1 protein-coding gene is annotated in these 1,308 nt (G+C 56.8%); it reads left to right on the top strand.

What is annotated here, in order from left to right:
• Positions 1-96 precede the first annotated feature (96 nt).
• Complete coding sequence (locus AACY49_RS29590; RefSeq protein WP_339527722.1) at positions 97-1,302, top strand: ISL3 family transposase; 1,206 nt, start codon at positions 97-99, stop codon at positions 1,300-1,302.
• Positions 1,303-1,308 lie beyond the last annotated feature (6 nt).

The raw sequence follows: 1,308 nt of genomic DNA, 5'->3' as shown, positions 1-1,308 counted from the left end.
GGTTCTTCACGGAATCCCGGGAAACACAGAAACAAGAACGCCGATTTGATTGATGATGTTCGTGCGAGCAAACACATCTAACAAACCGGCGTTCTTATGCGCGATATTAATACTTTCCTTCCTTTTTGGGAGGGCTTTTCTGTTGTCACCATCAAGCCTGATGGCGATACCCTACAAATTGATCTAACCCCTCACGCCACCCGGTTCCCATCCTGTGGCGGGTGCCAAAAGCCCTGTTCAACCACTCATGAGTATTGCGAGCGAACCGTTCGTGATTTGCCCATCCTCGGCCGTGCGGTGCGTCTCAGCGTGTTGCTCAGACGTGTTGGCTGCCGTGATTGCGGCAAGCGCATGGAAGCCGTCAGTTGGCTGGATCGCTATGCCCGCATGACGCGCCGCCTGTCTGAGGCCGTCATTCAAGCCTGCGAGCGCCTGCCCACGCTGCACGTGGCTCAGATGTTTGGGTTGCATTGGGACACCGTGCGGTTGCTGGAGCGTCGGGCCTTGCAAGCGGGGTTGAGTGTTTTGCCGAAGGCGCAGCCACGGCGCCTGGTGATGGACGAATTCGCCCTGTTCAAAGGTCATCGCTACGCCAGCGTTGTGCTGGATGCGGATACACGACGCGTGCTGTGGATCGGCGAAGGCCGCAGCCGAGCGGCGGTCAGGCCATTTTTCGAAGAGCTGGGACCGCAGGGTTGCGCTCGCATCGAAGCGGTGGCGATGGACATGAACACCGCGTTTGACCTGGAGGTTCGCCAGCAATGTCCGAACGCGCGAGTGATCTACGACCTCTTTCATGTGGTGGCCAAATATGGCCGAGAGGTCATTGATCGAGTCCGCGTCGACGAAGCTAATCGGCTACGTCACGACAAGCCTGCGCGCAAGGTCATCAAGCAAGCGCGTTGGCTGCTTCTGCGTAATCCGCAGAACCTGAAAACGCCGGAGCAACAGGTCCGTTTGGAGGATCTGCTGGCGGCCAACCAAGCGTTGATGACGGTCTACTTGATGAAGGCTGAACTCAAAACGCTTTGGACGCCGAGCACTGCCTGGGGCTGGCGATCAGCCTGGAAGCAATGGCTGCGCCATGCTCAAGAAAGTGAAATACCGGCTCTGATCCAGTTTGCAAAGCGACTAAAGGGTTACTGGCGGGGCATTGTCAGCCGGGTTCGCTGGCCGATGCACACGGGGCAGCTGGAAGGCATAAACAATCGAATAAAAGTCATTAAGCGGATGGCGTACGGTTACCGGGACAGCGAATTCTTTTTCATGAAGATCAAGAGCGTCTTTCCCGGTAATCCGTGAAGAACC

This window comes from Pseudomonas sp. EL_65y_Pfl2_R96, assembly GCF_963970905.1.
Lineage (GTDB): Bacteria > Pseudomonadota > Gammaproteobacteria > Pseudomonadales > Pseudomonadaceae > Aquipseudomonas.
This window is presented reverse-complemented; position numbering and strand designations above follow the sequence as displayed.